Here is a 23,980-nt window from a genome sequence, read left to right as displayed (position 1 = left end):
GACATGCCCATGACGCCAACCCCGGCCCGGCGCTACGCTGCGCGGACGTTCGCCAACGGGAGGTATGCATGCGTCGTCGTCCTGCTGCCCGCACCCTGTCCCTCCTCGCCGCGGCGGCCGCCGTCGCGGCCTCGGTCGCCGCCGCGCCGCCCACGACGGCCGCGCCGCCCGGCCGGACCCCGGCCAAGGTGCCGGAGGCGGTCGGCTACGGGGGAGCGGTCTCCAGTGTGGACGCCGACGCGTCCGCCGCCGGCCTCGAAGTCCTGAAGAACGGGGGCAACGCGGTGGACGCGGCCGTCGCCACCGCGGCCGCCCTCGGTGTCACCGAGCCGTACTCCTCGGGCATCGGCGGGGGCGGCTACTTCGTCTACTACGACGCCGCCTCCCGCTCCGTGCACACCCTCGACGGCCGCGAGACCGCGCCCGCGTCCGCCACGTCCTCGCTGTTCGTGGAGAACGGCAAACCGCTGCCCTTCGCGGACGCCGTGACCAGCGGGCTCAGCGTCGGCACCCCGGGCACCGCGGCCACCTGGGACCGGGCTCTGGACGCGTGGGGCAGCAAGTCGCTGCGCACGCTCCTGAAGCCCGCGGAGCGCCTCGCGCGCGACGGGTTCACCGTCGACGACACCTTCCGCTCGCAGACCGAGGGCAACCAGGCCCGGTTCGCCGACTTCCCCGACTCCGCCAAGCTGTTCCTGCCGGGCGGGCAGCTCCCGGTGGTCGGCTCGACCTTCAAGAACCCGGATCTGGCGCGCACCTACGAGGAGTTGGGCCGCAAGGGCGTCGACGCCGTCTACCGCGGTGACCTCGGCGACGACATCGTCAAGACCGTCCGCAAGCCGCCCGTCGACCCCAAGTCGACCCGCAAGGTGCGCAGCGGCGACCTCACCGAGAAGGACCTGCACGCGTACGAGGCGAAGTTCCAGGCTCCCACCAAGGTCGACTACCGAGGGCTCGACGTCTACGGCATGGCTCCCTCCACCTCCGGCGGCACGACGGTCGGCGAGGCGCTCAACATCCTGGAGAACACCGACCTGTCGAAGGCCTCGGACGTGCAGTTCCTGCACCACTACATCGAGGCGAGCCGGATCGCGTTCGCGGACCGGGGTCGCTGGGTGGGCGACACGGACTTCGAGAACGTGCCGGTCAAGGGCCTGCTCTCGCAGCGCTTCGCCGACTCGCGGGCCTGCCTGATCAAGGACGACGCGGTCCTGACCAGCCCTCTCGCACCCGGCGATCCGCGCCACCCCGCGGCGTGCAAGACGTCGGGCCCGGCGGCCCCGACCACGTACGAGGGCGACAACACCACGCATCTGACGGTCGCCGACAAGTGGGGCAACGTCGTCGCGTACACGCTCACCATCGAGCAGACCGGCGGCAGCGCCATCACCGTGCCCGGCAGGGGCTTCCTGCTCAACAACGAGCTGACCGACTTCTCCTTCGCCCCGGCCAACCCGGCCGTCCACGACCCGAACCTGCCGGGTCCGGGCAAGCGGCCGCGCTCCTCCATCTCGCCGACGATCGTGCTCGACCGGCACGACAAGCCGGTGCTCGCGCTCGGTTCGCCGGGCGGTGCGACCATCATCACAACCGTCCTCCAGACGCTGATCAACCATCTGGACCGGGGGATGCCGCTGGTCGACGCGATCGCGGCACCGCGTGCCAGCCAGCGCAACGCGGCCCGGACCGAGCTCGAACCCGCCCTCTACAACAGCCCCTTGAGGGCCCGGCTGGAGGCGCTCGGCCACTCGTTCTCGCTGAATCCGGAGATCGGGGCGGCGACCGGGGTGCAGCGGCTGCCGGACGGGCGCTGGCTCGCCGCGGCTGAGAAGGTGCGGCGGGGCGGCGGCTCGGCGCTGGTGGTCCATCCGAGTGGAAAGCAGTAGCCCCGGCTGACGTCGCCGGTGAGGCCCATGGTCCCGTCCTGAACGGCCGGGAACCATGGGCCTCTTGTTGCGCGGGGTCGGCGATCTTGGTTGGCGGCAGCTCACGTGCGCAATAGCTAAGGAAACGTTTCTGACAGAAGGGTTCCCGGGTGCGTACCAGAAGGCTCGCCCTCGCCGCGGCATCCGGCGCCGCCCTGCTCGCCGCGGCAACGTTCCCCGTCACGGCGCCCGCCTCGGCGGCCGAGGGCACGGCCGGGGCGGCCGAACTCCTCGCCAAGGTGGAGACCTGTTCCCAGATTTCCCACGGCAAATACAGGCAGGACCCCTCGGCCGCGGCCGACGTGCCGGTCTGCGGCATGGACGGCGCCGTGTTCTGGAAGTCCGGACTGGGCATCGACTGCGACGGCCAGATCACCCCGGCCTGCAACAAGGACACTGACCCCTGGTTTCAGTCCGACACCCGCTTCCACCAGTCGAACGGCCTGCCGCTCAGCGCGGAGAAGCTGCCGTACGTGGTGGTGCCGAGCGCGGGCTCGATCTGGAACTACGCCTCGTCCGGCATCAAGGGCGGAGGCGTCGTCGCCGTCATCTACCGCAACAAGGTCGAGTACGCAGTCGTGGGCGACACGGGCCCGACCAACACCATCGGTGAGGCGTCGTACGCCACGGCCAAGGCGCTCGGCATGGACCCGAACCCGAAGACGGGCGGCGCGGACTCCGGCGTCACGTACATCCTGTTCAAGAACTCCCAGTCAAAGCCGATCGAAAGCCACAGCGCGGCAAGAACCCTGGGCCACGACCTGACCCAGCAGTTCCTGGCCAACAACTAGGCCAACCCTTGGGGGCCTGTCAGGGGCGCGGTGCCGGTATCAATGTGCGGCTCCGCCGCGTGGGCGCGACCAGCCGCGGGGGGAGGGCTTTTCAGGGGCGCGGGGAACTGCGCGACAAGCCGCGACGGACCCGCACCCGACCGAACAGCACGCGGAAGCGAAAGGCCCGCCGGCTAGGGCAGGGTGAGGATGCGGGGCCCGGCATCGGTGACGGCAACCGTGTGCTCGGCATGGGCAGCTCGAGCCCCGCTCAGGCTGCGCAGAGTCCACCCGTCGGCCGCCGGATAGTACGCATCGCTCCCGTCGGCGATCAGCATCGGCTCGATCGCCAGCACCATCCCATGCCGCAGCACCATGCCGCGCCCGGCCCGCCCCTCGTTGGGCACGGCCGGGTCCTCGTGCATGTGGCGGCCGATGCCGTGCCCGCCGAACCCGTCCGGGATGCCATAGCCCGCGCCCCGGCAGACCTTCCCGATCGCGTGCGCGATGTCACCGATGCGGTTGCCGACGACCGCCGCCGCGATCCCCGCGTCCAGCGCCCGGAACGCCGTCTCGACGAGCGTTACGTCCTCGGGCCGGGCCCGGCCGACCGTGAAGCTGATCGCCGAGTCCCCGGCCCACCCGTCGAGGACCGCGCCGAAGTCGACGCTGACCAGGTCGCCGTCGCGCAGCCGGTAGCCGTCCGGGATGCCGTGCACGATCGCGTCGTTCACGGAGATGCACGCCGTGGCCGGGAAGGGGACCGGCGCGAACTCGGGGTGATAGTCGAGGAACGGCGACGTGGCGCCCGCCTTGAACAGGATCTCCCGCGCGGCGGCGTCGAGTTCGGTGAGGCTGACGCCGACGTCGGCCGCCTCCCGCGCCGCCGCCAGGGCCTGTGCCACCACGCGGCCGGCCTCGCGCATCGCATCCATCTGGGTATCGCTCTTGATCTCCACCATTCCAATTACTATACCGGTATTTGAATGGGGTGGGCGCCCGGGTCCCGCCGGGGTGGGTTCAAATGGCCTCCAGGATCGTCGCGTTGGCGAGGCCGCCCGCTTCGCACATGGTCTGGAGCGCATAGCGTGCCCCGCGCTCCCGCATCGCGTGCACCAGCGTCGTCATCAGGCGGGTGCCGCTCGCGCCGAGCGGGTGGCCGAGTGCGATCGCGCCGCCGTGCACGTTCACCTTCGCCGGGTCGGCACCGGTCTCCTGCTGCCAGGCCAGGACCACGCTGGCGAACGCCTCGTTGACCTCGAACAGGTCGATGTCGCCGAGGTCGAGCCCCGCCTTGCGCAGCACCTTCTCCGTCGCCGGGACGACGCCGGTCAGCATGAGGACCGGGTCGGAGCCGGTCACGGCGAAGCTGTGCAGCCGGGCGAGCGGGCGCAGCCCGAGCCGGGCGGCCGTCTCGCTGGAGGTGATCAGGACCGCCGACGCCCCGTCGTTGGTCGGGCTGCTGTTGCCGGCCGTCACCGACCAGTCGATCTGCGGGAACCGCTCGGCGAAGGCCGGGTCCACGAACGACGGATTGAGCCCGGCGAGGATCTCGGGGGTGGTGGCCGGGCGTACGGACTCGTCCCGGGTGAGGCCGGCGATCGGCGCGGTTTCCGCCGCGAACAGGCCGCTCTCCCAGGCGCGCGCGGCCTTCCGGTGCGAGGCGGTGGCGAACTCGTCCATCTGTTCCCGCCCGATCGACCACTTGGCGGCGATGAGCTCGGCACTGATCCCCTGCGGGACGAGTCCGTCGGGGAAGCGCGCGGCGACCCCCGGCCCGAACGGGTCCTTCCCGGCAGGCACGTTGGACCACATCGGCACCCGGCTCATCGACTCCACTCCGCAGGCCACGACCAGGTCGTACGCGCCGGAGATCACGCCCTGCGCGGCGAAGTGCACCGCCTGCTGCGAGGACCCGCACTGCCGGTCGACCGTCGTCGCGGGCACGGAGTCCGGGAACCCGGCCGACAGCCAGGCGTACCGGGTGGTGTTCATGGCCTGCTCGCCGACCTGGTCGACGGTGCCGCCGATGACGTCGTCGACGAGCGCCGGTTCGATGCCGCTGCGCTCCACCAGGGTGCGCAGGGTGTGGGCGAGCAGCTCGACCGGATGGGTCCCCGACAGGGCCCCGCCCGGCTTTCCCCTGCCGATCGGCGTGCGTACGGCTTCCACGATCACGGCGTCACGCATGATGCGCTCCCTCGGCTCTACTCATGAGTAGGTTGGAAAACTGGACTCACTGTAACTCCGTGAGTAGGAAAATCCAACGGACTGGGTCCGGCTCGGCTACCGTGGCCCCATGAACGTGTCCGAGCAGCCGCAGCGCAAGCCCGAGCCGTCGCGTACCGCGCGGGGCAAGAACCCCCGGCCGTGCTCGATCGCCGACGCGCTCTCGGTGGTCGGCGAGAAGTACTCCCTGCTCGTGCTGCGCGAGGTCTTCTTCGGCGTGCACCGCTTCGACGCGATCGCCAAGAACACCGGCGCCCCCCGCGACATCCTCACCACCCGGCTGCGCACCCTCGTGGACGCCGGCGTCCTGGAGCGCACCCTCTACAGCGAGCGCCCGGCCCGCTACGAGTACCGCGCGACCCCGGCGGGCCAGGAGCTCCGCCCGGTCCTCCTGATGCTCATGAAGTGGGGCGACCGCCACCTCGCCGAAGTCCCGCCGACGGTGTGGCGCCACAAGTGCGGCGCGGACCTGGATCCCGCGGTGACGTGCCGAGACTGCGGCGAGGAGGTCCACCGCAGGGACGTGACCGTCCGGTTCGAGGTACCGGGCTGGTCGGAGCAGGGGCCTGAGGGCGAGCGCCTTCGAGGGGCGCGTGGAGCCGAGCGAGCTCGGTAGCCCGCTGAACGGCAACCCCTGTCAGGGGTGCGGGGAACTGCGCGACCAGCCACGGCGGACCCGCAGACGACTCACCGCACACGCACGCGAGCGCCTAGAATCCCAGAATGGTCCGCACCCCCCTGACCCCCGCAGAGCGACAACGCGGTGAACGGCTCGGCCGGTTGCTCCGCTCGGCGCGGGGCGACCGCAGCATGACGGAGATCGCGGCCGCGGCGGGCCTCTCCGCCGAGACCCTCCGCAAGATCGAGACGGGCCGCGCCCCGACGCCCGCGTTCTTCACGGTGGCGGCGCTGGCCTCGGTCCTCGGCCTGTCCATGGACGAGATCGTGAGCGACTGCGAGATGCCGCCCGCGGTCGCCGCGTGATACCGCCGAGGCTCCGCACCCCGAGGCAGGCGGCCCGTACCGTCGTCCGGGATCCGCTGGGCGCGGTGTTCCTCCTGCGGTACGACAACGAGATCTGGCCTCCCCAGCTGTCCGACCTCCTCGACGGCTGGTCGCCCGGCGATCGCCCCGCCGACCTGGGATACGTACCGGTCCGGGGCCGGTCGGGCATCGCCGGCCGGGGCTGAGCCCCTGCGGAGGCAGTCGGCCGCGCCCGCGCCGAGGGCGGCCGCCGGGGCTCCGCGCCCCGGAGTGGGGGCCGGGCGCTGCCTGTTCGGCGCAACAGATCCTGCGCGGATGGGTGCCCGGGGCGACCGTTGGAGCGTGGCCAATCCGTCGCAGTTCCCTCGGCGCCGCCGTCCCGTGCTGGTGGCCGTTGTCGGCGTGCTCGCGCTGCTCGCCGCCTGTGCGCCCGGCCCGCACGTCTCTTCAGCCTCCGCCGCGGGCCGCGCGAACGCCGCGGCGCCGGTCTTCCGCCACCCCGGCGTCGTCGTCGGCAGGAGCCAGCTCGACACGATGCGGGCGAAGGTGCGGGCCGGCCAGGAGCCGTGGAGCTCGGCGTACGAGCAGATGCGGACCAGCCGTTACGGCTCGCTCGCCTACACCCCGCACCCCGCCGAGGTCGTCCCCTGCCCGCCGAACGCGGGGCCGCCCGCCTGTCTCGACGAACGCGAGGACGCCGTCGCCGCGTACACCCAGGCGCTGCTGTGGACCGTCAACGGCAATGAGGCGCACGCCAAGAAGGCCGTCGAGATCATGGACGGGTGGGCGCAGGTGATCAAGCGGCACACCGAGGGCAACGCCGACCTCCAGACCGCCTGGGCGGGCTCGACCTGGGCACGCGCCGCCGACATCGTGCACGCGGGCTATCCGCAGTGGCAGGGCCCGGCCGTGCAGCGCTTCAAACGGATGCTGCGCACGGCGTATCTGCCCGCCGTGACCGCCAAAGTGCCCGACTACAACGGGAATTGGGAACTCGCGATGACGGACGCGGCCATCGGCATCGCCGTGTTCGTCGAGGACCAGAAGATCTTCAACGAGGCCCTCGACCGCTACCGGGCGCGGCTCCCCGCCTACTTCTACCTCGCCTCGGACGGCAAGCTGCCCAAGCCGCCGCCCGGCGGCTCGATGAACACCCCGGACAGGCTCGCGGCGTACTGGTTCGGCCAGCGCACGTACAAGGACGGGCTCGGCCAGGAGACCTGCCGCAACTTCATGCACATCGGATACGCCCTCGCCGCCTCCGGCCACATCGCCGAGACCGCCTGGCAGCAGGGCGTCGACCTGTACGGGCCGACGGCCCAGCGGCTGAAGGAGGCCCTGGAGTTCCACGCCCGCTACCAGTTGGGCGCCGAGGCCCCGGCCTGGCTGTGCGGCGGCACCGTCCAGCGGACCATGGGCCCCGACGTCGAGGTCCTGCTCAACCACCTCCAGAACCGGTTGCACCTGACGCTGCCCGAGACGCAGGAGCTCGCCGAGCAGCAGCGCCCCGGCGGCACCGACGACCTTTTCGTCGCCTGGGAGACGCTCACCCACGCGCAGAATCCGGGAACGTCCGGATAGCGCGGGCAGGTTTCCGGACGAGTTCAACAGAACGTTGAATATTGGGGATTGAGCCGTGCGGTGGGCTGGGCATGGTCCGTAGCAATGGACACGACCCGCCGCCCCCGGCCCGACGACCGCCCGCAGCGGCCCACCGCCGCCGCCTTCTTCGACGTGGAGGGCACCCTGCTCGCCGCGCCGGACCTGGCCGGTGCCACCGGGCCGCTCGGCCGGCTGTGGCACCCGCCGGTCCTCGCGGCGCTGCACGGCCACGCGGCCCTCGGCCACCTCGTCGTGCTCGTCTCGCCCGCGAGCGCCGCCGAACTCGAACCGGTCGTCCAGCACCTCGCCCCCGACGCCGTGCTCTGCTCCCGCCCGCGAGCCCCCATGATCGGCCAGGGCAAGGGGTACGCGGCCCGCGCCCTGCTGCGCGAACACGCCATCCTGGCCGCCCGCTGCTACGCGTACGCGGACGAGGCGGCGGACCTGCCGCTGCTCGCCGAGGTCGGCCACCCCGTGGTGGTCGGAGACGACCCGGTCCTGCTGCGGCACGCCCGGCGCGGCAACTGGCGCCGCCTCCCGGCCGCCGAGTCCCGCCCGAGGTGACGTGGCGTCAGGTACGCGAGCCGTCCACCCGGGGTTGACCTGTGGCCCCGCAATTAGCCTCGCCGTAACTGCGATGGTCTTGCCACGGTGCGTGACGCGCCTTACGGTCTCATCCACACACGGATCTACGCGTGTGGATTTGGCTGGCTGACGACCCGTCGAAGGAGCAGCTCATGGCCAATGTCGTGCGCGCCGCACTGGTTCAGGCGACCTGGACCGGCGACACCGATTCCATGATCGCCAAACATGAGGAACACGCCCGCGAGGCGGCCCGGCAGGGTGCGAAGATCATCGGTTTTCAGGAGGTCTTCAACGCCCCCTACTTCTGCCAGGTGCAGGAGGCCGAGCACTACCGCTGGGCCGAACCCGTCCCGGACGGCCCGACCGTCACCCGGATGAAGGAACTCGCCCGCGAGACCGGGATGGTCATCGTCGTCCCGGTCTTCGAGATCGAGGGCGAGGGCTTCTACTACAACACCGCCGCCGTGATCGACGCCGACGGCAGCTACCTCGGCAAGTACCGCAAGCACCACATCCCCCAGGTCAAGGGCTTCTGGGAGAAGTACTACTTCAAACCGGGCAACCTCGGCTGGCCGGTCTTCGACACGGCCGTCGGCAAGGTCGGCGTGTACATCTGCTACGACCGCCATTTCCCGGAGGGCTGGCGCCAGCTCGGCCTGAACGGCGCCCAGTTGGTCTACAACCCGTCGGCCACCTCGCGCGGCCTCTCCGCGTACCTGTGGCAGCTGGAGCAGCCCGCCTCGGCCGTCGCCAACGAGTACTTCATCGCGGCGATCAACCGGGTCGGCCGCGAGGAGTACGGCGACAACGACTTCTACGGGACGAGTTACTTCGTCGACCCGCGCGGGCAGTTCGTCGGCGAGGTCGCCAGCGACAAGGAGGAGGAACTCCTGGTCAGGGACCTCGACTTCGGTCTCATCGAGGAAGTGCGCCAGCAGTGGGCGTTCTACCGCGACCGCCGCCCCGACGCCTACGAGGGCCTGGTGAAGCCGTGACCCGCCGCCTCCACGACCGCCACCGCGCCGTCCTGCCGGACTGGCTCGCGCTCTACTACAAGCAGCCCGTCGAGATCACCCACGGCGAGGGCCGGCACGTCTGGGACGCCGACGGGAACAAGTACCTCGACTTCTTCGGCGGCATCCTCACCACGATGACCGCCCACGCCCTGCCCGAGGTCACCAAGGCCGTCGCCGAACAGGCCGGCCGGATCATCCACACCTCGACCCTCTACCTCAACCGGCAGATGGTCGAACTCGCCGAGCGCATCGCCCAGTTGTCCGGCATCCCCGACGCCCGGGTCTTCTTCACCACCTCCGGCACCGAGGCCAACGACACCGCGCTGCTGCTCGCGACCGCGTACCGCAATTCCAACCAGATCCTCGCGATGCGCAACAGCTACCACGGCCGCTCGTTCAGCGCGGTGGGCATCACCGGCAACCACGCCTGGTCCCCGACCAGCCTCTCGCCGCTCCAGACGCTGTACGTGCACGGCGGTGTCCGCAGCCGCGGCCCGTACGCGCACCTCGGCGACAGCCAGTTCATCGAGGCCTGCGTCGCCGACCTCGAAGACCTGCTCGGCCACACCCGCAACGTGGCCGCGCTGATCGCCGAACCCATCCAGGGCGTAGGCGGCTTCACCTCGCCGCCCGACGGCCTGTACGCCGCGTTCCGCGAGGTCCTCGACCGGCACGGCATCCTGTGGATCACCGACGAGGTGCAGACCGGCTGGGGCCGCACCGGCGACCACTTCTGGGGCTGGCAGGCACACGAGCGGAGCGGTCCGCCCGACCTGCTCACCTTCGCCAAGGGCATCGGCAACGGCATGTCCATCGGCGGCGTCGTCGCCCGCGCCGAGGTCATGAACTGCCTGGATTCCAACTCCATTTCTACCTTCGGCGGCTCCCCGGTCACCATGGCGGCCGGCCTCGCCAACCTCACCTACCTCCTCGAACACGACCTCCAGGGCAACGCCCGCCGCGTCGGCGGCCTGCTCATCGAGCGGCTGCGCGCGATCTGCGCCCAGCTCCCCGTCGTCCGAGAGGTACGCGGCCGGGGCCTGATGGCCGGCATCGAACTGGTCAGGCCCGGCACCGACGAGGCCAACCCCGAAGCCGCCGCGGCCGTCCTCGAAGCCGCCCGTGAAGGCGGCCTCCTCATCGGTAAGGGCGGCGGCCACGACACCAGCGTGCTGCGCGTCGCGCCACCCCTCACGCTCACCGTCGCGGAGGCCGAGGAGGGCGCCGCGATCCTCGAACGCGCCCTGCACACCGTGTAGTTCACGTAACTCAAGCACGTGTACGTGTACGTGTACGTAAGGGAGCTCCACCCATGAGTACCCGCACCCTCATCCGCGGCGGCCTGGTCATCACCGCCGCCGACGAGACGCACGCCGATGTACTGATCGAGGACGGCCGGATCGCCGCCATAGCGGCGCACGGCTCGACCGTGGCCCAGGGATGGACCGCGGACCGCACCCTCGACGCCACCGGCAAGTATGTGGTCCCGGGCGGAGTCGACGCCCACACCCACATGGAACTGCCCTTCGGCGGCACCTTCGCCTCCGACACCTTCGAGACCGGCACCCGCGCCGCCGCGTGGGGCGGCACCACCACCATCGTGGACTTCGCCGTGCAGTCGCAGGGCCAGGCCCTGCGGGCCGGGCTCGACACCTGGTACGCCAAGGCGGACGGCCGGTGCGCCATCGACTACGGCTTCCACATGATCCTCTCCGACGTCAACGAGTCGTCGCTCAAGGAGATGGACCTGCTTGTCGCGGAGGGCATCACCTCCTTCAAGCTGTTCATGGCGTACCCAGGGGTCTTCTACAGCGATGACGGGCAGATCCTGCGCGCGATGCAGCGCTCCGCCGCCAACGGCGGGCTGATCATGATGCACGCCGAGAACGGCATCGCCATCGACGTCCTGGTCGAGCAGGCCCTCGCACGCGGCGAGACCGACCCCCGCTACCACGGCGAGGTGCGCAAGGCCCTCCTCGAAGCCGAGGCCACGCACCGCGCGATCCAGCTCGCCCGGGTCGCGGGCGCCCCGCTCTACGTCGTGCACGTCTCGGCCGAGGAGGCGCTCGCCGAGCTGGCCGGCGCCCGCGACAAGGGGCTCCCGGTCTTCGGCGAGACCTGCCCGCAGTACCTGTTCCTGTCCACCGACAACCTCGCCGAGCCGGACTTCGAGGGCGCCAAGTACGTCTGCTCAACTCCCTTGCGGCCCAAGGAACATCAGGCCGCGCTGTGGCGGGGCCTGCGCACCAACGACCTCCAGGTGGTGTCCACCGACCACTGCCCGTTCTGCTTCACGGGACAGAAGGAGCTCGGCCGGGGCGACTTCTCCAAGATCCCCAACGGGCTTCCCGGCGTCGAGAACCGGATGGACCTGCTGCACCAGGCGGTCCTCGACGGACACATCTCGCGCCGCCGCTGGATCGAGATCGCCTGCGCGACCCCGGCCCGGATGTTCGGCCTCTACCCGCAGAAGGGCACCATCGCGCCGGGCACCGACGCCGACGTCGTCATCTACGATCCGCACGCCGAGCAGATCATCTCCGCCGAGACGCACCACATGAACGTGGACTACTCGGCGTACGAGGGCAGGCGGGTCACCGGCCGCGTCGAGACGGTGCTCTCGCGGGGCGAACCCGTCATCCACGACCGGCAGTTCACCGGACGGGCCGGACACGGCTGCTACGTACCGCGCGCCACCTGTCAGTACCTCGGCTAGGAGCACCATGGACTTCGGACTCGTCCTGCAGACCGATCCGCCCGCCTCGGCCGTCGTCGGCCTGATGCGGCGCGCGGAACGCAACGGCTTCCGCTACGGCTGGACCTTCGACTCGGCGGTGCTCTGGCAGGAGCCCTTCGTGATCTACAGCCGCATCCTGGAACACACCACCAAAATGACCGTCGGCCCGATGGTCACCAACCCCGGCACCCGCACCTGGGAAGTCACCGCCTCCACCTTCGCCACCCTGAACGACATGTACGGCAACCGCACCGTCTGCGGCATCGGGCGCGGCGACTCCGCGATGCGCGTGGCGGGCCGCAAGCCCAACACGCTGGCCCGGCTCGGCGAGGCGATGGGCGTCATCCGCGACCTCGCCGAGGGCCGCGAGGCCGACGTCGACGGGCAGCGCCTGCGGCTGCCCTGGGTGAAGAACGGCAAGCTGCCCATCTGGATGGCGGCGTACGGACCCAAGGCCCTGGCGCTCGCGGGGGAGAAGGCCGACGGCTTCATCCTCCAGCTCGCCGACCCGTTCCTCACCGAGTGGATGGTGAAGGCGGTCCGCAAGGCCGCTGCCGACGCGGGCCGTGACCCCGCCTCGATCACGATCTGCGTCGCCGCCCCCGCCTACGTCGGCGACGACCTCGCCCACGCCCGCGAGCAGTGCCGCTGGTTCGGCGGCATGGTCGGCAACCACGTCGCCGACCTCGTGTCCCGCTACGGCGAACACTCCGGACTCGTCCCCGAAGCGCTCACCGAGTACATCAAGGCGCGCCAGGGCTACGACTACAGCCACCACGGCCGCACCGACAACCCGGACACCGCCTTCGTGCCCGACGAGATCGTCGACCGCTTCTGCCTGCTCGGCCCGCCCCAGGCGCACATCGACAAACTGAAGGCGCTGCGAGAGCTGGGCGTCGACCAGTTCGCCCTGTACGCCATGCACGACGCCCGGGAGGCAGCCATCGACGCGTACGGCCGGCAGGTCATCCCCGCCCTGCGCTGACGTACCGTCAAATCCCATATTCACACGGCCCGTTCGCCCCTCACCGCCCTCCCCGAACGAATGGCCTGCCCATGACCGACACCACCGCCATACCCGCCACGGCCGGCCACCAGGACGGCCGGTTCGCCAACGAGGACCTGCGGCCGGTACCGCCCGAGGGGCGAACCTGGACGACGTACAACTTCGCCGCCCTGTGGGTCGGCATGGCCCACAACATCCCCTCCTGGACGCTTGCTTCCGGTCTGGTCGCGCTCGGCATGGACTGGAAGCAGGCGGTCTTCACCATCGCCCTGGCCAACCTGATCGTCCTGGTCCCGATGCTCCTGACCGGGCACGCGGGCCCCAAGTACGGGATCCCGTTCCCGGTCCTGGCCCGCGCCTCCTTCGGGCTGCGCGGCGCCAACCTTCCCGCGATGATCCGGGCCGCCGTCGCCTGCTGCTGGTTCGGCATCCAGACCTGGATCGGCGGCCAGGGCATCTTCGTGCTGCTCGGCAAGACCTTCGGCGGCTGGGCGGACGTGGCGTCCGTCGGCGGCCGGCCCTGGACCCTCTGGCTCTGCTTCCTGCTCTTCTGGGCGCTCGAACTCGCCATCATTCACCGGGGGATGGACACCCTGCGCCGCTTCGAGAACTGGGCGGCGCCCTTCGTGATCGTCGGTGCGCTGGTCCTGCTGGTCTGGATCGCACACAAGGCGGGCGGCTTCGGCCCGCTCCTCGACCAGCCCTCCAAACACGGCTGGGGCCGCGGCTTCTGGCCCGTCTTCTTCCCGTCCCTCATGGGCATGATCGGCTTCTGGGCGACACTGTCGCTGAACATCCCTGACTTCACCCGCTTCGGCAAGGGCCAGCGCGCCCAGGTCTGGGGCCAGACGCTCGGATTGCCCAACAGGCACCAAACCCCCAACTAGTGTGCCAGCATGAGGCATGGACCACGAGCCAGCCGATCCCCAACTCGCCGTGATGTACTGCCGAATCAGCGAAGATCGCGAAGGCGGAGGCCTCGCCGTCGAGCGGCAGCGGCAGGACTGCGACCAACTCGCCGCTCAACTTGGGCTGCGAGTGGTGCGCGTCTACGAGGACAACGACCTCTCCGCCTATTCAGGCAAGCCGCGTCCCGACTACGACGCCATGCTCAACGACCTGCGCGCCGGCATGGCGGGCACCGTCCTCGCGTGGCACACAGACCGCCTCCACCGGTCCCCCGTGGAACTGGAGGAGTACATCGACGTGTGCGAGTCACGCCGGATCGCGACGCACACCGTCAAGGCTGGACTCCTCGACCTCACCACGGCGACGGGACGGATGATCGCCCGGCAGCTCGGCGTCCAGGCACGCTACGAAGTCGAGCGAATGATCGAGCGGCAGAAGCGTGCCCGCGAACAGAAGATCGGCAGAGGCGAGTACTGCGGCGGCCCGCGCCCCTTCGGCTGGGAGAGCGACGGGGAAACCCCGATCCCCGAGGAGATCGACGCCTTGAATGAAGCCGCGGACTCCGTCCTCGCCGGCGCCTCCCTCCGGTCCATCGCGACAGACTGGGGGCAGCGGGGAATTCGGACCAGTACCGGCGCGTACTTCGAAGGCGGATCGCTGCGACGTGTCCTCCTACGACCGCGCAATGCGGGCATCGTCGTGCACCTTGGAAGGGAAGCCGGGCCGGCGATATGGGACGCCGCTATCGAGGAGAGCAAATGGCGCAGCGTCTGCGCCCTGCTCAAGGATCCGTCCCGCATCCCGGCCGCCTCCAACGTCCGCAGGCACCTAGGGTCTGGCCTGTACGTGTGCGGCCCGTGCAGCTCCGACATGAAATCCGGGTCCAAAGGGACGGGGCAGAAGGACTATCACTGCCGTGCGAACAAGTGCGTCTCACGCGATCTGATCAAACTCGACGACTACGTACAGCTGGCGATCTTCGGCCGCCTCTCGCGCCCTGACGCGGCGCAACTCCTCGCGGAACGGAAAGACCCCGTGGACGTGCGAGGCGCGCAGGAGACCATGCACCAGGCCCGAGCCATGCTCGATGACTTCGCCGCAGCCCTCGGCGCTGGCGACATGGACATGCAGGAATGGCGGACTGCCTCGGCCGCGGCGAGGGCCAGGCTCCGGGCAGCGGAGGCCGAGCTGTCGCAGGCCGAGAAGGTGAACCCCGTCGTGGGTCTGATCGGTGCTCCCGACCTAGACGTCCGGTGGGCGGCGCTGGACCTTTCGCGGAGGCGGTCAGTGCTGGATTTCCTGATGACGGTGCGAGTCTTCCCTGCCCGGCCGGGACGGCAGCCGGATGGCGGCTACTGGGATGCGGGCGCGATTCAGATCGAGTGGAAATGACGGTGCCCCCGCCTAGGCGGGGGCACCGCCGGCCGCTCCCGTTCGCCTGGGGGGCGGGACCGGGAGGGCCGCTTGGAAGGGGGGTGGGGCCTATCGCTAGTGCCCGCTCCCCACCTTGATCACACAATGTAGGGTTTGACCTACATACATTTGATCATGGACCGGTGAGCGTGGGTAGGTGCCGCGCTCCACCCCTCCGCCCGACTGGGTACTCACCCGAAGACGCGTCGTCGGCGAACGCATCCGCGCCGCGCGGCTCCACGCGAGCCTCACCCAACAGGGCGTCTGCGAACGAACTGGGATCGACCGCGCCACCTATAACCGGATCGAGCAGGGCCACGCGTCGCCCCTCCTCGACACGCTGTTCCTCATCGCTGACGCGATCGGCGTGCCCCTCGCTGACCTCGTTCGGCAGTAGGAGGAAGCCCCGGCCGCCTGGCCGGGGCCGATGAGCATCAGGCTTCGGAGCGCGGTACGAGGAAGCCCCGCACCGGGGGGATGTGTTCGTCCCGTGTTCGACGCCAGCTTCTGGCTGGACGGCGATACGGCTGCGCTCGTCGCCACTCCTTGACGAGCTCGGCGTACCGAGGGTCCGTCCACTCTTGGTCGTTCATGCCTACCTCCTGCCGCACAGGCTAGGGGGTCAGCTGCTGGGCTTGGGGATGATGACGATGGGGCCGCTGTCGTCGGAATGCTGGCAGGAGGCCGCCACCGAAACGAGCTGATCCTCGGGCGACCGCCACAGGTCAGCGTCGACGCTGTACCCAGCACTCTCGATGGCGCCGATGGTCCGCTCAAGAGCAGCAGCGCTGAACCGGCCGGGGTCGGGCCGCTCGGGGACGTGGTGGACGAACCCGCCCAGTCGGCCGCACAGGTTCTGGTAGAGCCCGGTGTGCAGGATGAGAGCGTGCCAGCCCTCGTCGACGACACGGCTCGGGACCAGGCCGTGGCCGCCGCGTCCGGCCGCGACCGCCAGGAAGGCGAGGGCGTCGGTGAGGATGCGGGCTGCGAGGTCGGGCTCCATGCCCGGGTTGTTGTCGAGGATCGTCGCGCGGACGTCGTTGAACTGGGCGTCGGTGAGGAGCGTTCGCGCTGTCAGCTGGTGCATGTGGTGCCTCCGTTCGATGGACGGTGGTGCAGGGCCCCGTCCCGGCCGCGGTCCTGCCTGGAGTTCGTCGGCCGGGACGGAGAGTCAGTGGGTCAAGTTGTGGCAGTGACAGGCGCACTTGAGGACTTCGAGGGGCACCGATCCCCGGCGCTGCCGTACGTCGAGCGGGCCGGGGCAGTGACGGTGCCCGGCCTCCCAGCTGAGGTTGCGGGCCTCGCGGCACTCGGGGGTCACGTAGGTGCTCGGGGCTTTCGTCGCGGTCATCAGTCGGCCTGGCCGGTGAGTGCAGCTGTCCCCGCGTTGATGAGTCCGGTCACGGCTGGCGGGCTGCACAGGGCGCCCGGTCGCTTCATGGGTACAGCCCAGTAGCTGGCGCCAGCTTCGCCCGGCTCGTCGTCCTCGACGCGGGGTACGCCCAGGTAGTTGCCGAGGCCGAGGTAGGTGGCGTACGGGCCGAGGTTCTGGGCGGGCGGGGACGACGGCACCAGCACGTAGAAGCGGTGGCCGCGCGGGTCGTGGATGACGGGGCCGCCCAACGTGCGCAGGATCAGTGAGGTGGTCGCCGGGCCGGTGTTGGCTCCTACGGCGTGGACGAGTTCGTCCGCCAGGCGGTATGCGGAGAACCGGCGGCCGAGCGCGAGGACGGCGACGCCGTTGTCCGCCCACTCCTGGTGGGCATTGTCGGGCCGGTTGAGGCTGGCGGCGAGCCAGTCCGCTACGGCTTCTCTTCCGGCATCGGTTGCGGTGCTCACAAAGACTCCCTGGGGCGGGCGGCGTGGCGGTGGCTACAGGGCTGCGTCGGACACGAGCGACGCGTCGTGACCCTTGTCGAGGCGCACCGCAAGGCGGATCGCCACGTCGGCGCGCACGCGACCGAGGTTGATCAGACCGAGGGATCCACCGTCATCGAGGCCGAGGGACGGGAGGACGATCCCGGCACGGGTCAGCGCGGCACGCAGCTGTTCCGTTGCTGCACACGGGTCGATCGTGCTGTTCTTCTTCGCCATGAACTGGACGGTATGGAGCAGGAGTTGAGCCCGCTAGGCATTATGCGAGCATATGCAGCAGCATTGGCGGGATATGCGGCTGTATCTCAATGCAGGTAGGGGGCACTCTGTAGCGCAGGGCTCATCACCCGACGATGCTGGTGGATCAATGTCCCGACGAAAGGACACGATCATGCGACGACTGCGCTTCAACGGCACCGGCTCCGGCGTCAACGGGTGCCCGTCCGTACACGAAGACCTCGACAGCGGCGAAGTCATCGTCCACGGACCGCCGCTCACCGACCCCGCCGACGTCGCCCAGCTTCAGCACCTGTCCCCGGGCGAGCAGGCGATCATCGTGCCGCGCGAAGTCCTGGTCGACTGGGGCCCGAAGAGCCGCACTCCCCACATCATCGACCTCGACGAGTTCGACCAGCTGTTCAGCGTGTTCAAGCACACCGCCTGGCGCCTGGAGACGCGACGCCGCTACGCCTCCGATGAACTCACCGACACCTACGCGCAGTTCAAGCGGGGCGAACCAGTGGACTGGTCAGGCGCAGACCTGGAGTGGTGCGCTGACCGGCGCGAGCAGACTGCCCTGGGCAAGAGGTTCGAGCGGGTCCGCATCGTCGACTCACCGCCAACACCCGGCCAGCTGTATCTCCTCGAAAACGCCCGGCGCAACGCAGCGGTCGGGGAGGACATGCGCAACCTATGGCGCAGCGACGCCGACGATCTGCGTCTTCCCCACGAGGACTTCTGGCTGTTCGACTCCCGCATGGCCGCGCTGCTCAACTTCGACGACGCAGACAACTTGATCAACGTCGAGCTGATCACCGAGCCCGCCGCAGTGCTCCGCTACTGCCAGGCCCGCGATGCCGCCTGGCACCATGCCGTTCCGTATGAGACGTTCGCGGCGGAAGTCGCCGCCGCAGAGTGAGAGTGAGCCGGTGAGTACCGACTTCCAGCAAGCGCGTGTAGCCCTCGGAGCGCGTCTCCGGGAGGTGCGCGAGTCCCGCCCTGGAGGTCGGCTCACAGGCGTACACCTCGCGAAGGCCCTCGGCTGGGCACAATCCAAAGTGTCGCGCCTGGAGAACGGCAGGCAGACCGCCACGGCCGATGACCTGCGCATGTGGGCAGAAGCAACAGGGCAGCCAGAAGCCGCGGACGAACTGCTGGCCATGCTGGCCGGTATGGAGAACCACGTACGCTCGTGGAGGCGGCAGCTTGCGGAGGGGCACAAACCCGTGCAGCTCGGCCACGTGGCCGGCCAAGCGCAAGTTGCCGAATTCCACGCATGGGAGGGCGCTATGGTCGTCGGCGTCCTCCAGATTCCCGACTACGCCCGTGCGATCTTCACCCGCTACTCGGAACTCCAGCGGTCACCGCAGGACACCGATGACGCCGTCCGCGCGCGGATGCGGATGCAGGAAGGCCTCTACCAGCCAGGCAAGCGGTACCGGATCCTGCTCTGGGAACCGGTGCTGTACGCGCTGATCTGCCCGCCCGCTGTCCTCAACGCTCAGCTGGACCGACTGGCCGGCGTCATCGGCCTGGCCACGGTCGAGCTGGGGATCGTCCCCCTGGGCGCCTCGCTCAAGATCCCGCCCGCAACCGCGTTTTGGATCTACGACCAGCGACAGGTGATCGTCGAGACCTGGCATGCCGAACTGCGGATCGACGACCCGGACAGCGTTGCTACCTACCTGCGCACCTGGGAAACCCTGCGCGAGTCTGCGGTCTACGGAGCCGACGCGCACCGGCTGATCGCACGTGCCCAAAGCGCGCTGCACAAGCCCTGAAGGTGGGGGCCATAGCGCGGTCCTGGAACACGGAGACGGACGGCACGGTCTCGCTGGCCGCGGTGAGGCGGCGTGATGTCAGACCGGCCGCTTAGGATCCCGCGTCGTGGCTATCGAACTGACTGACGAGCTGATTGAACTGGAACGCAAGGCCTGGGCTGCGCAGCGGGAGGCTCTGGCCGGGCCGTACTCTGCGGAAGCGTGGCTGCCGTGGCGTGAGGCCACCGAGCAGGTACAGGCCGGGATCACGGCGCACGCCGAAGCGACTGGCCAGAACCGGTATGAGGTTGAGGCAGAGGTGAAGCGGATCGCGCGGCACCCGGGGCCCGAGGCCTGATCTATAGCGCGGACTGGAACGCCGACGCACTCGGCACGGTGGCCCTGGCCGTGGTGACGCGATCGAGGGCGGCCGGGACGAGGCCGGCGTGCTGCGCAGCTGCGCGCGCGGTGAGCGGCACACGGCGGGCGGTCGGCGGGGCGGTGACAGCGCGGGCCGCGGCGGGGACGAGCGTGGTGGTCATGGCTCATTGTGCATGGCGATGCCCCGCCGCGAACGCTGTTTCGTGGCGGGGCAGGGTCCGAGTAGCGCCAGCAGCCAAACTCGCGCTGATGTGGACTACGACCACGGTAACGACGGCCACCGACAACGGCGGGGTGGGTCAGCACCACCAGCCCTTGCCTGCCGCCTTGCACTGGGCTTCGCGTAGCCTCTCGATGTCCTGGCTGGTCTGGTCGAGGGCGTGCTGGTCCAGGAACTGTTGCGCCGTGGCGCGTTCGCTTGGGTTGAAGCAGCCCGGGTTCTGGAGGATGAGCGTGGCGAAGGTCCGCGCCGTTGTCGCAACGGCGTCCGTCTGGCCGCCCGCTTGTTGATCTTTGAGCTGAGAGTTGAGGTCGACAGCAGCTTTAGTCGTCTCTGCGCAGTTGGCTGATTGGACTGGGGCCTTCGGTGGGGCGGTAGCTCGGCCGAGCCAGAACGCGATGACGACGGCGACACCGGCGGCCAGGATGATCCCGGCATTCGTCGGTCGGCGGGTGCGCCCTCGGGAGTCGGCAGGTCTGTTGTGGCCGTCTGATGGCGGTGCCCCAGTGTGTGCCATGAGTCCCCCCTCGGGATGTGGAGCAGCAGGATACGGGCGCGGGCAGGCCGAGAGGCGGGAGTATCCGGAAGCGCCATACACTAGAACATGTGTACGAGCACCTGCCGCCTGACCTGCCCCGTCTCCGCACTCTGGAGACGTGGCTGACCCTCACCTTGGATCAGGTCCGGCAGAAGATCGCCAAGGTGCAGGAGGTCGAAGCCGAGCAGGCCGCACGGCGACTGCCACCCGAACCCCCAGCTTGGATCATCACGACCAGCCGCGCCCCATCCGCCCGGGGAACGAAGCCGCCGCGGACCGTACACGTCGGCGACTGCGGCATGACTGAAGGCGGCACTACTCAGGCGATCAGTCGCGACCAAGCCCTCCGCGCCCTGACCGAGGGTGTCCCCGGCTGCCAGTTCTGTCGTCCCGACACCGAACTCGGCGTGCTTGAGTAGCTATCCGCCAGAGTGCCGCTCGGCCTGCTCCATGGCGGCGATCGTCCGCTTTCGCCAGCGCACCGTCAGTACGACTGCCACGAACCCCAGCGCTATCAGCGCCGCTGCCCCCGCCCCGGCTACCGCCAGGACCATGAGGGCGTTCACGACAAGGCTCCCCATATTCACCCTCCCCTGAGAGGCAGAGTAACGAGCACCTCAGGCTCTGCGATCATCGGCCCGTCGCCGCACCCTGGATCTATGGCCAAGGTCATCGTCGTCTATCCGCCCGACGAGCAGGGCGCCCGCCGCGTGCGCATCGACGGAACCATCCTCGGCCGCGCCACCGACCTACGAGACCTCGTCATATGGCTCCGCAGGGCCGGACTCGACGTCGACGAACTCGACGTCATCCGGTCGCCGCTCATCGACTGGCGCGGCGGCGGCCCCGAGGACTGGGAACCTAGCTGACCTGCCCGCCGAGCCGCCGGTACACCGACGACATCGCGAGCACTCCCACCCCGAGAAGGCCTCGACGCGACGCCGGTGAAGGGGACGCCGCGCCACCCGCCGCAGAGCACCGGTACCGCGGCGCGGCCGGATCGAATCCGTCGGCCGGGCCGCACGAGTACGTCACGCCCTGCGGGTCCGTGTACGTCCACCCCGCGGGCGGCCGCCCGTCCGTCCCGTCCCTGCCCGCGGCACCGTCCGTGCCGTCCTTCCCCGCCGGGCCCGCGGGACCGGTCGGGCCGGCGGGCCCCGGCACAGTCGAGTCGGCGCCGTCCTTCCCGGCCGCGCCGGGCGGACCGGGACTCGGCGTCAGTGTCGGCGCGGGCTTGCCCGGGTCGCCGGGGTCGCATTTCGGGCCGGGCGGGCCGGGGATCGGCACCGGCACCTCGGCCCGGTCCTGCAAGTTCTTCACGGCCTTCGTGGGGTCCGGGGCCACTGGGATGCCGCCCTTCACTGTGACCTGCTGGCGCAGGGCCCGCACGTCTCCGGCGAGCGTCGACACGGCGGTGCCGCGTAGGTCGGCCTCGTCGGCGAGCTTGTCGGCGCGCTGCTCGGCCCGGTCGATCTGGAGGAACGCCAGCGCCACGGCGCCGCCGAGGAAGAGCAGGGCCGCGACGATCCACAGGAGATGCCGGCCGCGGTAGAGGAGCCGCTCGGCATGCGTCACGGGGTGCCCCCCAGCTGCGCCACGAGCGTCTTGAGCCGGGCGACTTCCGCGCGCTCGGCCGCCAGTTCCGCTCGTGCCATGGCAAGCTCGGCCCGCAGCTCGGCGCGTTCCTCCTGGAGCTGGTCCGTGAGGCTGTTGTAGCCGGTCAATGCGCTGCCCTCCCGGGCCGCCCGCGATGCGCCGCGGGTGCCGTACATGGCGGCCGCCGCGGCCACGGGCCCCGCAATGAGTGCGGCTAGCGCCGTGACCATGGCGGCATCCATCAGGCGCCCTCCCGGTCGCTCGCAGTGGGCAGGGTCAGACGCCGGTCGGCTGCGGGCGGGCGGTGATCAGCGAGTCCTGCGCCAGGCCAGAGACGCCGGTCGGCTTCCAGAACCCGAAGTGCGCGAGCGTGCCCGAACCGAACGCGACGAGTGCGAGCACGGCTGCGGTGCCGACGCTGTACCCGGCCGGGTGCGGTGCCGCGTACTCGACGACGAAGCCGTTGGCCGTGGACAGGGCGAGCAGCAGCGTGGCCTTGAGGCCGGCGCTGGTCACTCTCGTGGTGACGAGGCCGACGAGGACGGGCAGAACGAGGCTGGTGACGAGGCCGAGCCAGTACGCGGCGTCGAGGTGGGTCTGCATGTCAGCTCCCGGTGTTGGTGGTGGAGTTGGTGACGTGGACGTCGACGTCGACGACGGCGTCCTTGATGGCCTCCTGCACGGCGGCGATGAGCGCCGGGGTGTCGATGCCCTTCACGTCACCGAGGGCCTGAGCGAGCGTGTTGATCGTGGCGCCCATGGCGGCGACGTTCTTGTACGTGCCGACGAGGTAGCCGTACGCGTCCGGGACACCGGACTTCCCGCCGGACGCCTTGCGAGCGGCGGCCTCGTCGTCCTTGTTCTTGTAGGCCCACAGGTCTACGGGCTGGGGCATGGTGTCCTCCTCGGACGGTGACGGTGAAGGGACAGACGGGGCGGCAGGACCAGACCACCGCCAGGACGTGACGGCCGTGCCGCCGCGCGGGTCGGACGGGTCAGCGGTCGGCGGACAGACGCCGTCGGGGAAGCGCGGCGCGAAGTAGCCGACCACGCGCGCCGAGCGGCGGGCGGTCGCGTGCGACCACACCCCGTTGCCCTGCCCGGCATCGGTGCTGCCGGCCTTCACGCTGTTGCCGCCCTTGGTGTACACGGTGTCGGCGTCGAACCCGACGACGATCTCTGTGTGGGCGCCGTCGCCGAAGTTCACCCACGCACCGACGCTGGGGTAGTCCGACCACTGGCCGCGGGCTTGTGCCCAGTCGGTGAACGAGGACACGTTGTCGGTGCGCGGCACCACGCTGGCGAGCCCGGCCCGCGAGTACATGACCCAGTCGAAGATCACGCACCAGCTCACGCCGTTCTCGCCGAATTCCTTCCCGAACTGGTTGTCGTTGTCCCAGCCGTCCGCCGAGTTCCAGCGTTCGTAGATCTGCTCCGGCACCGCCATCACGCGGTCGACGAGCTGACGCCACTGAGCGGCCATCACGCACCCGCCAACTCAGCAGATGTGGTCGAGTACTTGGTGATCGCCGTCACCTGCAACGACCACCGTGCCGCGAGCGCATCCGCGAACGCGCGCAGGTCCGCCTCGGCGTTCGGGAGCTGCTCGTAGCCCTGCGGGAATCCGACCATGACGGGCACACCGCCCACCGCGCCACTGAACAGCTGAAGCTGATACGCAACTCCGGCCGAGTCGATCTCTGGGAACGTAGCCATAGGAACAACCTCCTTGGTCAGGCGGGCTTGTAGGTCACTTCGAGGGCCATGTAGTCGCCGTTGCCCCACGTGAACGGCCTCGTCGCGTTCCACTCGCCGGGCGCCGATCCGGTGGACGTGGTCGGCGACAGCGGCATCACGAACGTGCCGCCGGAGAACACCCGGCACACGCCCGGGTAGTAGGCGTTGCCCGCATCCGTGCCGACCGCCGCGCCCATCCACGCAAAGTTGCTGTTCACCAGAGACGCCGCGGTGAACGGCAGATTGAAGCGGTGCTGTCCGCCGCCCCACGTGGTGGTGGACCCGCCGATCAGGCCGATGCGGACGGTGCACGTCGAGCCGTTGAGGGAGTACTCGCCGTCGAGCGTCCCGTTCCCGAGAGACGGGGCGGCGCCACCGGAGCTCGTCCACGTCGGGGTGTACGCAGTCCACTGTCCGGCGTCGTTGTTGAGCAGCGCGGCGGTGACCCGTTGCCCTGCAAGCCAGACGGTCATGAGTG

Annotated in this window: 33 protein-coding genes and 1 pseudogene; 19 read left to right on the top strand and 15 right to left on the bottom strand. The window is 70.0% G+C overall.

Going from position 1 to position 23,980, the window contains the following annotated elements:
• Window positions 1-68: 68 nt before the first annotated feature.
• Both ggt and IE206_RS19175 read left to right on the top strand, forming a co-directional pair.
• Window positions 69-1,886: a gamma-glutamyltransferase gene (gene ggt, locus IE206_RS19180; protein WP_189963501.1), complete on the top strand. Its 1,818-nt coding sequence runs from the start codon at window positions 69-71 to the stop codon at window positions 1,884-1,886.
• A 149-nt stretch (window positions 1,887-2,035) separates the two neighbouring features.
• Window positions 2,036-2,716 (top strand): glycoside hydrolase family 75 protein, encoded by a 681-nt coding sequence (locus IE206_RS19175; protein ID WP_189963499.1) that lies wholly within the window; start codon window positions 2,036-2,038, stop codon window positions 2,714-2,716.
• 173 nt (window positions 2,717-2,889) lie between these two features.
• Here the strand turns inward: IE206_RS19175 and map are convergent, their stop codons facing one another.
• The gene (gene map, locus IE206_RS19170; RefSeq protein WP_189963498.1) at window positions 2,890-3,657 is read right to left on the bottom strand and encodes a type I methionyl aminopeptidase; all 768 of its coding nucleotides are present in this window, start codon (window positions 3,655-3,657) and stop codon (window positions 2,890-2,892) included.
• A gap of 58 nt (window positions 3,658-3,715) precedes the next feature.
• Entirely contained in the window at window positions 3,716-4,885 is a 1,170-nt protein-coding gene (locus tag IE206_RS19165; protein ID WP_189963495.1) for a thiolase family protein, read from the bottom strand.
• Window positions 4,886-4,994: 109 nt separating this feature from the next.
• Between IE206_RS19165 and IE206_RS19160 the strand changes: the two genes are divergently transcribed.
• The 12 genes and pseudogenes from IE206_RS19160 (at window position 4,995) to IE206_RS19105 (ending at window position 15,573) form a co-directional block, all read left to right on the top strand.
• Entirely contained in the window at window positions 4,995-5,540 is a 546-nt protein-coding gene (locus IE206_RS19160; protein ID WP_189963493.1) for a winged helix-turn-helix transcriptional regulator, read from the top strand.
• A 107-nt stretch (window positions 5,541-5,647) separates the two neighbouring features.
• On the top strand, window positions 5,648-5,908 hold the full coding sequence (locus IE206_RS19155; RefSeq protein WP_189963491.1) for a helix-turn-helix domain-containing protein: 261 nt from the start codon (window positions 5,648-5,650) through the stop codon (window positions 5,906-5,908).
• Window positions 5,905-6,114 carry a hypothetical protein gene (locus IE206_RS42475; RefSeq protein ID WP_226599730.1) on the top strand — a complete coding sequence of 70 codons (210 nt, stop codon included), beginning with the start codon at window positions 5,905-5,907 and terminating at the stop codon, window positions 6,112-6,114. The genes IE206_RS19155 and IE206_RS42475 overlap by 4 nt, the downstream gene beginning before the upstream one ends.
• 109 nt (window positions 6,115-6,223) lie before the next feature.
• Complete coding sequence (locus IE206_RS19145) at window positions 6,224-7,489, top strand: alginate lyase family protein (protein ID WP_189963489.1); 1,266 nt, start codon at window positions 6,224-6,226, stop codon at window positions 7,487-7,489.
• 84 nt (window positions 7,490-7,573) lie between these two features.
• Window positions 7,574-8,074, top strand: a complete 501-nt coding sequence (locus IE206_RS19140; protein WP_189963487.1) for an HAD family hydrolase — start codon at window positions 7,574-7,576, stop codon at window positions 8,072-8,074.
• Between the two features lie 173 nt (window positions 8,075-8,247).
• Entirely contained in the window at window positions 8,248-9,090 is an 843-nt protein-coding gene (locus tag IE206_RS19135; protein ID WP_189963486.1) for a nitrilase-related carbon-nitrogen hydrolase, read from the top strand.
• A complete protein-coding gene (locus IE206_RS19130; protein ID WP_189963484.1) occupies window positions 9,087-10,370 on the top strand; it encodes an aspartate aminotransferase family protein in 1,284 nt (427 codons plus the stop codon). The genes IE206_RS19135 and IE206_RS19130 overlap by 4 nt, the downstream gene beginning before the upstream one ends.
• Before the next feature lie 53 nt (window positions 10,371-10,423).
• Window positions 10,424-11,827 (top strand): dihydropyrimidinase, encoded by a 1,404-nt coding sequence (hydA, locus tag IE206_RS19125; protein WP_189963483.1) that lies wholly within the window; start codon window positions 10,424-10,426, stop codon window positions 11,825-11,827.
• Window positions 11,828-11,834: 7 nt separating this feature from the next.
• Window positions 11,835-12,833, top strand: coding sequence for a TIGR03842 family LLM class F420-dependent oxidoreductase (locus tag IE206_RS19120; protein ID WP_189963482.1), 999 nt, complete (start codon window positions 11,835-11,837; stop codon window positions 12,831-12,833).
• A gap of 71 nt (window positions 12,834-12,904) precedes the next feature.
• A pseudogene (locus tag IE206_RS19115) lies at window positions 12,905-13,717 on the top strand (cytosine permease); the annotation flags it as partial.
• Window positions 13,718-13,757: 40 nt separating this feature from the next.
• Window positions 13,758-15,155, top strand: a complete 1,398-nt coding sequence (locus IE206_RS19110; RefSeq protein ID WP_189963481.1) for a recombinase family protein — start codon at window positions 13,758-13,760, stop codon at window positions 15,153-15,155.
• Between the two features lie 178 nt (window positions 15,156-15,333).
• A complete protein-coding gene (locus IE206_RS19105; RefSeq protein WP_189963480.1) occupies window positions 15,334-15,573 on the top strand; it encodes a helix-turn-helix domain-containing protein in 240 nt (79 codons plus the stop codon).
• Window positions 15,574-15,798: 225 nt separating this feature from the next.
• On the opposite strand, the gene IE206_RS19100 is transcribed toward IE206_RS19105, so the two are convergent.
• The 4 genes from IE206_RS19100 to IE206_RS19085 form a co-directional block, all read right to left on the bottom strand.
• The gene (locus IE206_RS19100) at window positions 15,799-16,263 is read right to left on the bottom strand and encodes a glycine-rich domain-containing protein (protein ID WP_189963478.1); all 465 of its coding nucleotides are present in this window, start codon (window positions 16,261-16,263) and stop codon (window positions 15,799-15,801) included.
• A gap of 84 nt (window positions 16,264-16,347) precedes the next feature.
• Entirely contained in the window at window positions 16,348-16,527 is a 180-nt protein-coding gene (locus IE206_RS19095; RefSeq protein WP_189963476.1) for a hypothetical protein, read from the bottom strand.
• Window positions 16,527-17,015 carry a hypothetical protein gene (locus IE206_RS19090; RefSeq protein WP_189963474.1) on the bottom strand — a complete coding sequence of 163 codons (489 nt, stop codon included), beginning with the start codon at window positions 17,013-17,015 and terminating at the stop codon, window positions 16,527-16,529. Before IE206_RS19090 ends, IE206_RS19095 begins: the two co-directional genes overlap by 1 nt.
• 33 nt (window positions 17,016-17,048) lie before the next feature.
• Complete coding sequence (locus IE206_RS19085; RefSeq protein WP_189963472.1) at window positions 17,049-17,270, bottom strand: hypothetical protein; 222 nt, start codon at window positions 17,268-17,270, stop codon at window positions 17,049-17,051.
• Between the two features lie 169 nt (window positions 17,271-17,439).
• Between IE206_RS19085 and IE206_RS19080 the strand changes: the two genes are divergently transcribed.
• The 3 genes from IE206_RS19080 (at window position 17,440) to IE206_RS19070 (ending at window position 19,388) form a co-directional block, all read left to right on the top strand.
• Entirely contained in the window at window positions 17,440-18,189 is a 750-nt protein-coding gene (locus IE206_RS19080) for a DUF6879 family protein (protein WP_189963639.1), read from the top strand.
• A 10-nt stretch (window positions 18,190-18,199) separates the two neighbouring features.
• Window positions 18,200-19,051 (top strand): helix-turn-helix domain-containing protein, encoded by an 852-nt coding sequence (locus IE206_RS19075; RefSeq protein WP_189963470.1) that lies wholly within the window; start codon window positions 18,200-18,202, stop codon window positions 19,049-19,051.
• Window positions 19,052-19,157: 106 nt separating this feature from the next.
• The gene (locus tag IE206_RS19070) at window positions 19,158-19,388 is read left to right on the top strand and encodes a hypothetical protein (protein ID WP_189963468.1); all 231 of its coding nucleotides are present in this window, start codon (window positions 19,158-19,160) and stop codon (window positions 19,386-19,388) included.
• 1 nt (window position 19,389) lies between these two features.
• Here IE206_RS19070 and IE206_RS19065 read toward each other — a convergent pair whose 3' ends face one another.
• Window positions 19,390-19,572, bottom strand: a complete 183-nt coding sequence (locus IE206_RS19065) for a hypothetical protein (RefSeq protein ID WP_189963466.1) — start codon at window positions 19,570-19,572, stop codon at window positions 19,390-19,392.
• A gap of 138 nt (window positions 19,573-19,710) precedes the next feature.
• A complete protein-coding gene (locus tag IE206_RS19060) occupies window positions 19,711-20,148 on the bottom strand; it encodes a hypothetical protein (protein ID WP_189963464.1) in 438 nt (145 codons plus the stop codon).
• Window positions 20,149-20,237: 89 nt separating this feature from the next.
• Here IE206_RS19060 and IE206_RS19055 point away from each other — a divergent pair, with 89 nt between their 5' ends.
• Window positions 20,238-20,588, top strand: a complete 351-nt coding sequence (locus IE206_RS19055) for a DUF6233 domain-containing protein (protein ID WP_226599728.1) — start codon at window positions 20,238-20,240, stop codon at window positions 20,586-20,588.
• Here the strand turns inward: IE206_RS19055 and IE206_RS19050 are convergent, their stop codons facing one another.
• Entirely contained in the window at window positions 20,589-20,735 is a 147-nt protein-coding gene (locus IE206_RS19050) for a hypothetical protein (protein WP_189963462.1), read from the bottom strand.
• Between the two features lie 93 nt (window positions 20,736-20,828).
• Here IE206_RS19050 and IE206_RS19045 point away from each other — a divergent pair, with 93 nt between their 5' ends.
• Window positions 20,829-21,038, top strand: coding sequence for a hypothetical protein (locus IE206_RS19045; RefSeq protein WP_189963460.1), 210 nt, complete (start codon window positions 20,829-20,831; stop codon window positions 21,036-21,038).
• Here IE206_RS19045 and IE206_RS19040 read toward each other — a convergent pair.
• Genes IE206_RS19040 through IE206_RS19015 form a run of 6 tightly spaced genes read right to left on the bottom strand, consistent with a single transcriptional unit; the run spans window position 21,031 to window position 23,975 of the window.
• Entirely contained in the window at window positions 21,031-21,744 is a 714-nt protein-coding gene (locus IE206_RS19040; RefSeq protein WP_189963458.1) for a collagen-like domain-containing protein, read from the bottom strand. The genes IE206_RS19045 and IE206_RS19040 overlap by 8 nt on opposite strands.
• Window positions 21,741-22,007 carry a hypothetical protein gene (locus tag IE206_RS19035; protein WP_189963456.1) on the bottom strand — a complete coding sequence of 89 codons (267 nt, stop codon included), beginning with the start codon at window positions 22,005-22,007 and terminating at the stop codon, window positions 21,741-21,743. Before IE206_RS19035 ends, IE206_RS19040 begins: the two co-directional genes overlap by 4 nt.
• A gap of 34 nt (window positions 22,008-22,041) precedes the next feature.
• The gene (locus IE206_RS19030; RefSeq protein ID WP_189963454.1) at window positions 22,042-22,368 is read right to left on the bottom strand and encodes a hypothetical protein; all 327 of its coding nucleotides are present in this window, start codon (window positions 22,366-22,368) and stop codon (window positions 22,042-22,044) included.
• A gap of 1 nt (window position 22,369) precedes the next feature.
• The gene (locus tag IE206_RS19025; RefSeq protein WP_189963452.1) at window positions 22,370-23,248 is read right to left on the bottom strand and encodes a hypothetical protein; all 879 of its coding nucleotides are present in this window, start codon (window positions 23,246-23,248) and stop codon (window positions 22,370-22,372) included.
• Window positions 23,248-23,481, bottom strand: coding sequence for a hypothetical protein (locus tag IE206_RS19020; protein WP_189963450.1), 234 nt, complete (start codon window positions 23,479-23,481; stop codon window positions 23,248-23,250). The genes IE206_RS19025 and IE206_RS19020 overlap by 1 nt, the downstream gene beginning before the upstream one ends.
• Window positions 23,482-23,498: 17 nt before the next feature.
• Window positions 23,499-23,975 carry a hypothetical protein gene (locus IE206_RS19015; protein WP_189963448.1) on the bottom strand — a complete coding sequence of 159 codons (477 nt, stop codon included), beginning with the start codon at window positions 23,973-23,975 and terminating at the stop codon, window positions 23,499-23,501.
• Window positions 23,976-23,980 lie beyond the last annotated feature (5 nt).

This window comes from Streptomyces violascens (assembly GCF_014649955.1).
GTDB classification, from domain to species: domain Bacteria; phylum Actinomycetota; class Actinomycetes; order Streptomycetales; family Streptomycetaceae; genus Streptomyces; species Streptomyces violascens.
Note: the sequence above shows the minus strand (reverse complement) of the source record. Positions and strands in the feature narration are given on the sequence as shown.

Excerpts from the sequence above, each read along its gene's own strand:
- ggt (WP_189963501.1), top strand. The coding sequence starts at position 69 with ATGCGTCGTCGTCCTGCTGCCCGCACCCTGTCCCTCCTCGCCGCGGCG.
- map (WP_189963498.1), bottom strand. The coding sequence starts at position 3,657 with ATGGTGGAGATCAAGAGCGATACCCAGATGGATGCGATGCGCGAGGCC.
- IE206_RS19165 (WP_189963495.1), bottom strand. The coding sequence starts at position 4,885 with ATGCGTGACGCCGTGATCGTGGAAGCCGTACGCACGCCGATCGGCAGG.
- IE206_RS19160 (WP_189963493.1), top strand. The coding sequence starts at position 4,995 with ATGAACGTGTCCGAGCAGCCGCAGCGCAAGCCCGAGCCGTCGCGTACC.
- IE206_RS19155 (WP_189963491.1), top strand. The coding sequence starts at position 5,648 with ATGGTCCGCACCCCCCTGACCCCCGCAGAGCGACAACGCGGTGAACGG.
- IE206_RS19145 (WP_189963489.1), top strand. The coding sequence starts at position 6,224 with ATGGGTGCCCGGGGCGACCGTTGGAGCGTGGCCAATCCGTCGCAGTTC.
- IE206_RS19140 (WP_189963487.1), top strand. The coding sequence starts at position 7,574 with ATGGACACGACCCGCCGCCCCCGGCCCGACGACCGCCCGCAGCGGCCC.
- IE206_RS19135 (WP_189963486.1), top strand. The coding sequence starts at position 8,248 with ATGGCCAATGTCGTGCGCGCCGCACTGGTTCAGGCGACCTGGACCGGC.
- hydA (WP_189963483.1), top strand. The coding sequence starts at position 10,424 with ATGAGTACCCGCACCCTCATCCGCGGCGGCCTGGTCATCACCGCCGCC.
- IE206_RS19120 (WP_189963482.1), top strand. The coding sequence starts at position 11,835 with ATGGACTTCGGACTCGTCCTGCAGACCGATCCGCCCGCCTCGGCCGTC.
- IE206_RS19110 (WP_189963481.1), top strand. The coding sequence starts at position 13,758 with ATGGACCACGAGCCAGCCGATCCCCAACTCGCCGTGATGTACTGCCGA.
- IE206_RS19100 (WP_189963478.1), bottom strand. The coding sequence starts at position 16,263 with ATGCACCAGCTGACAGCGCGAACGCTCCTCACCGACGCCCAGTTCAAC.
- IE206_RS19095 (WP_189963476.1), bottom strand. The coding sequence starts at position 16,527 with ATGACCGCGACGAAAGCCCCGAGCACCTACGTGACCCCCGAGTGCCGC.
- IE206_RS19085 (WP_189963472.1), bottom strand. The coding sequence starts at position 17,270 with ATGGCGAAGAAGAACAGCACGATCGACCCGTGTGCAGCAACGGAACAG.
- IE206_RS19065 (WP_189963466.1), bottom strand. The coding sequence starts at position 19,572 with ATGACCACCACGCTCGTCCCCGCCGCGGCCCGCGCTGTCACCGCCCCG.
- IE206_RS19060 (WP_189963464.1), bottom strand. The coding sequence starts at position 20,148 with ATGGCACACACTGGGGCACCGCCATCAGACGGCCACAACAGACCTGCC.
- IE206_RS19045 (WP_189963460.1), top strand. The coding sequence starts at position 20,829 with ATGGCCAAGGTCATCGTCGTCTATCCGCCCGACGAGCAGGGCGCCCGC.
- IE206_RS19035 (WP_189963456.1), bottom strand. The coding sequence starts at position 22,007 with ATGGATGCCGCCATGGTCACGGCGCTAGCCGCACTCATTGCGGGGCCC.
- IE206_RS19030 (WP_189963454.1), bottom strand. The coding sequence starts at position 22,368 with ATGCAGACCCACCTCGACGCCGCGTACTGGCTCGGCCTCGTCACCAGC.
- IE206_RS19025 (WP_189963452.1), bottom strand. The coding sequence starts at position 23,248 with ATGGCCGCTCAGTGGCGTCAGCTCGTCGACCGCGTGATGGCGGTGCCG.
- IE206_RS19020 (WP_189963450.1), bottom strand. The coding sequence starts at position 23,481 with ATGGCTACGTTCCCAGAGATCGACTCGGCCGGAGTTGCGTATCAGCTT.
- IE206_RS19015 (WP_189963448.1), bottom strand. The coding sequence starts at position 23,975 with ATGACCGTCTGGCTTGCAGGGCAACGGGTCACCGCCGCGCTGCTCAAC.